This is a genomic window from Acetivibrio cellulolyticus CD2 (genome assembly GCF_000179595.2).
Classification (GTDB): domain Bacteria; phylum Bacillota; class Clostridia; order Acetivibrionales; family Acetivibrionaceae; genus Acetivibrio; species Acetivibrio cellulolyticus.
In genome coordinates this window covers 1-4,502 of the sequence record NZ_JH556655.1, presented here as the reverse complement: position 1 = coordinate 4,502, position 4,502 = coordinate 1, and the positions used below count along the sequence as shown (strand labels likewise).

General features: G+C 45.2%; 2 tRNA genes, 2 rRNA genes and 2 other annotated features. All 4 genes read left to right on the top strand.

Annotated features, from left to right (window positions below):
• Positions 1-21: 21 nt before the first annotated feature.
• Positions 22-117 (top strand) — a sequence feature (16S ribosomal RNA rRNA prediction is too short).
• Between the two features lie 62 nt (positions 118-179).
• Positions 180-312 (top strand) — a sequence feature (16S ribosomal RNA rRNA prediction is too short).
• Positions 313-456: 144 nt separating this feature from the next.
• The 4 genes from ACECE_RS0211760 to ACECE_RS0211745 all read left to right on the top strand — a co-directional run bounded on the left by ACECE_RS0211760 (position 457) and on the right by ACECE_RS0211745 (position 4,036).
• Positions 457-532, top strand: a tRNA-Ala gene (locus ACECE_RS0211760).
• Between the two features lie 280 nt (positions 533-812).
• Positions 813-3,721: ribosomal RNA gene (locus tag ACECE_RS0211755) — 23S ribosomal RNA — on the top strand.
• 116 nt (positions 3,722-3,837) lie between these two features.
• A 5S ribosomal RNA gene (rrf, locus tag ACECE_RS0211750) occupies positions 3,838-3,954 on the top strand.
• 6 nt (positions 3,955-3,960) lie between these two features.
• Positions 3,961-4,036 (top strand) — tRNA-Asn (locus ACECE_RS0211745).
• The last annotated feature ends 466 nt before the right edge of the window (positions 4,037-4,502 follow it).

Sequence of the window (4,502 nt, the reverse complement as noted above, 5' to 3'; positions counted from 1 at the left end):
CCTGGGCTACACACGTACTACAATGGCTATTACAGAGGGAAGCGAAGCCGTGAGGTGGAGCAAATCTCCAAAAATAGTCCCAGTTCAGATTGTAGGCTGAAACTCGCCTACATGAAGTCGGAATTGCTAGTAATGGCAGGTCAGCATACTGCCGTGAATACGTTCCCGGGCCTTGTACACACCGCCCGTCACACCATGAGAGTCTGCAACACCCGAAGTCAGTAGTCTAACTGTAAAGAGGACGCTGCCGAAGGTGGGGCCGATGATTGGGGTGAAGTCGTAACAAGGTAGCCGTATCGGAAGGTGCGGCTGGATCACCTCCTTTCTAAGGAGTATCGTGATACAGCATGTATCACTACTGCCTGGTCGATATCAGTTGTTTATACAGCTGATTCAACCGAGTTCCAAATTTCCTTACACTGTTTAGTTTTCTGAGCCCATAAAGCTCAGATTTATGGGGGTATAGCTCAGCTGGGAGAGCACCTGCCTTGCAAGCAGGGGGTCAAGAGTTCGATTCTCTTTATCTCCACCAAGGATTTTTGCTTTTGCAAAATATCCTACAATAATATGCACCTTGAAAAATATATAATGTTAAAGTGAAGCAAGATGAGAAGAAAAATAAAGGGTAACTAGTACAAATAAGTATATAGTGACTCTTAGGATAAAAACTCATTAAGATGGTAAAAAGACAATTCACTTGGAGAAAAACTATCAAAGAATTGAGAGATCGATTCTAAGAAAAGTATTAATTAAGGAAACTTAATTAATGACATGCGATTGCTAAAGCATATTTTGCTAAAGCAAAAACGCGAGGTCAAGCTATTAAGAGCATAGGGTGAATGCCTAGGCACCAGAAGGCGAAGAAGGACGCGATAAGCTGCGAAAAGCTACGGTAAGGAGCAAATATCCTGCGACCCGTAGATATCCGAATGGGGGAACCCACCTGAGGTAAATGCTCAGGTACTGATACATGAATCCATAGTGTATCAGAGCGAGACGTGGGGAACTGAAACATCTAAGTACCCACAGGAAGAGAAATCAACCGAGATTCCGTAAGTAGTGGCGAGCGAACGCGGAAGAGCCCAAACCAATCTATAGCAATATAGGTCGGGGTTGTGGACCGGCATAATGATCCATCAAACTTAGCAGAAGTAACCAGGAAAGGTTACACCAAAGAGGGTAAAAGTCCCGTACGCGAAAAGAGAGATGGCAGGCCGGTATCCAGAGTACCACGAGGCACGTGAAACCTTGTGGGAAGCAGGGGGGACCACCCTCCAAGGCTAAATACTTCCTGGTGACCGATAGTGAAGCAGTACCGTGAGGGAAAGGTGAAAAGAACCCCGGGAGGGGAGTGAAAGAGAACCTGAAACCCTATGTTTACAAGCAGTTGAAGAGCGTTAAGGCTCGACAGCGTACTTTTTGTAGAACGGTCCGGCGAGTTATTGTATGTGGCAAGGTTAAGTACTAATGGTACGGAGCCGAAGCGAGAGCGAGTCTGAATAGGGCGAATAAGTCACATGTAATAGACCCGAAACCGGGTGACCTATCCATGGACAGGTTGAAGCGAGAGTAAAATCTCGTGGAGGACCGAACTCATAACCGTTGAAAAGGTTTGGGATGAGCTGTGGATAGCGGAGAAATTCCAATCGAACTCGGAGATAGCTGGTTCTCCCCGAAATAGCTTTAGGGCTAGCCTCAAGTATGTCTAACGGAGGTAAAGCACTGAATGGGCTAGGGGCCTTACCGGGTTACCGAACCCTATCAAACTCTGAATGCCGTATAGATTAAAGCTTGGGAGTCAGACAGCGTGAGATAAGTTTCGTTGTCAAAAGGGAAACAGCCCAGACCATCAGCTAAGGTCCCAAAATCACAGTTAAGTGGAAAAGGATGTGGGTTTGCTAAGACAACTAGGATGTTGGCTTAGAAGCAGCCACTCATTCAAAGAGTGCGTAATAGCTCACTAGTCGAGTGAACCTGCGCCGAAAATGTTCGGGGCTCAAACTGTGTACCGAAGCTATGGATCCAGAAATGGGTGGTAGGGGAGCTTACTATGTTAGGTAGAAGCATGATCGTAAGGACATGTGGACGAAATAGTAGTGAGAATGCCGGAATAAGTAGCGAGAGTGAAGTGAGAATCTTTACCGTCGAAAATCTAAGGTTTCCTGGGGAAGGTTCGTCCGCCCAGGGTAAGTCGGGACCTAAGCCGAGGCCGAAAGGCGTAGGCGATGGACAACAGGTTGAAATTCCTGTACTACCGCTGCTCGTTATCAGAGATGTGGGGACGCAGGGGGATAAGTCAAGCGAGTGACTGGAAGAGCTCGTCTAAGTAGAGGATATAGTCTGGTAGGCAAATCCGCCGGATGTTTTGAGACTACGAATGGGAGGGAAATTAGAGTACCGAAGTGACTGATTCCGCACTGACGAGAAAATCCACTATCGAGAGTAGAGGTACCCGTACCGCAAACCGACACAGGTAGATGAGGAGAGAATCCTAAGACGAACGGGAGAAGCGTTGTTAAGGAACTCGGCAAATTGACCCCGTAAGTTCGCAATAAGGGGTGCCTCAGCAATGAGGTCGCAGAGAATAGGCCCAAGCAACTGTTTAACAAAAACACAGGTCTCTGCTAAATCGAAAGATGAAGTATAGGGGCTGACGCCTGCCCGGTGCTGGAAGGTTACGGGAATCTGTCAACGAAAGTGAAGCAGTGAACTTAAGCCCCAGTAAACGGCGGCCGTAACTATAACGGTCCTAAGGTAGCGAAATTCCTTGTCAGGTAAGTTCTGACCCGCACGAATGGCGTAATGATTTGGGCACTGTCTCAACAACGTACCCGGCGAAATTGTAGTACTTGTGAAGATGCAAGTTACCCGCGACTAGACGGAAAGACCCCATGGAGCTTTACTGTAGCCTGATACTGGGTTTCGGTATTTTTTGTACAGGATAGGTGGGAGATTAGGAAGTATGGACGCCAGTTCATATGGAATCGACGTTGGGATACCACTCTAAGAATACTGGAACTCTAACCTGAGGCCATAATCTGGTCTAGGGACACTGTCAGGTGGGCAGTTTGACTGGGGCGGTCGCCTCCCAAAAGGTAACGGAGGCGTTCAAAGGTTACCTCAGCGCGGTTGGAAATCGCGCAACGAGTGCAAAGGCATAAGGTAGCCTGACTGCGAGACAAACAAGTCGAGCAGGTACGAAAGTAGGACTTAGTGATCCGGCGGTATGAAAGTGGAATTGCCGTCGCTCAACGGATAAAAGCTACCCTGGGGATAACAGGCTGATCTCCCCCAAGAGTCCACATCGACGGGGAGGTTTGGCACCTCGATGTCGGCTCATCGCATCCTGGAGCTGAAGTAGGTTCCAAGGGTTTGGCTGTTCGCCAATTAAAGCGGTACGCGAGCTGGGTTCAGAACGTCGTGAGACAGTTCGGTCCCTATCTGTCGCGGGCGCAGGATATTTGAAGGGATCTGTCCTTAGTACGAGAGGACCGGGATGGACGAACCTCTGGTGCACCAGTTGTACTACCAAGTGCATAGCTGGGTAGCCAAGTTCGGAAGGGATAAACGCTGAAGGCATCTAAGCGTGAAACCCACCCTAAGATGAGATATCCCACCGTAAGGGTAAGACCCCATGTAGACTACATGGTTGATAGGCCAGAGGTGTAAGTGCAGTAATGTATTTAGCTGACTGGTACTAATAGGTCGAGGGCTTGACCAAATATTTTACAGGTAGAAAAGGTCTTTTAAGAAGTCTTAATGAAGAAATCCGCTTTTCATCTTGATTCCAACATTATATATTTTTGAAGGTGCATAACCTTAAAAAGTTTACAATTTTCTGGTGGTTATAACGAGAAGGTCACACCCGTTCCCATTCCGAACACGGTAGTTAAGCTTCTCAGTGCTGATGATACTTGGATGGAGACGTCCCGGGAAAGTAAGTCGCTGCCAGATTTATATTCCTCAATAGCTCAGTCGGTAGAGCATGCGGCTGTTAACCGCAGGGTCGTAGGTTCGAGTCCTACTTGAGGAGCCATAAAACCCCGTAAATGATTTGTTTACGGGGTTTTATTATGTATTTTTTTAATTCAAAATTAGAATACATTCTTTCCTTTCAACAATATTATAGTTTTTATTTTCATTTCATACGAATTCAATTATTTTCTTATATGCTAATTAATGAACTAAAAAGTTAAATACACCAAATTAGTAATGAGTTTATCTTGCAGCCAAATTTATTTGCGTTTTAGAAGAGAAAAAAATGTGCATAATATTTGTTGCAAGATTATAAATTTAAGTGAAATTTATGTTGCCATATTGAGTAAATTTTGATAAATTGTTTAAGGGTATTTTATATCCTTTCCTTCAAAGAATATATTCTAATATAGTGCAATATAAATCAAAGTAAATATGCAAAAGGTATTTTAAGAATGATGGTAGTGTATAAGATTACTTCAAGGACATATTATAGAAATTGATTAAAAAACTATAATTAGAATGGG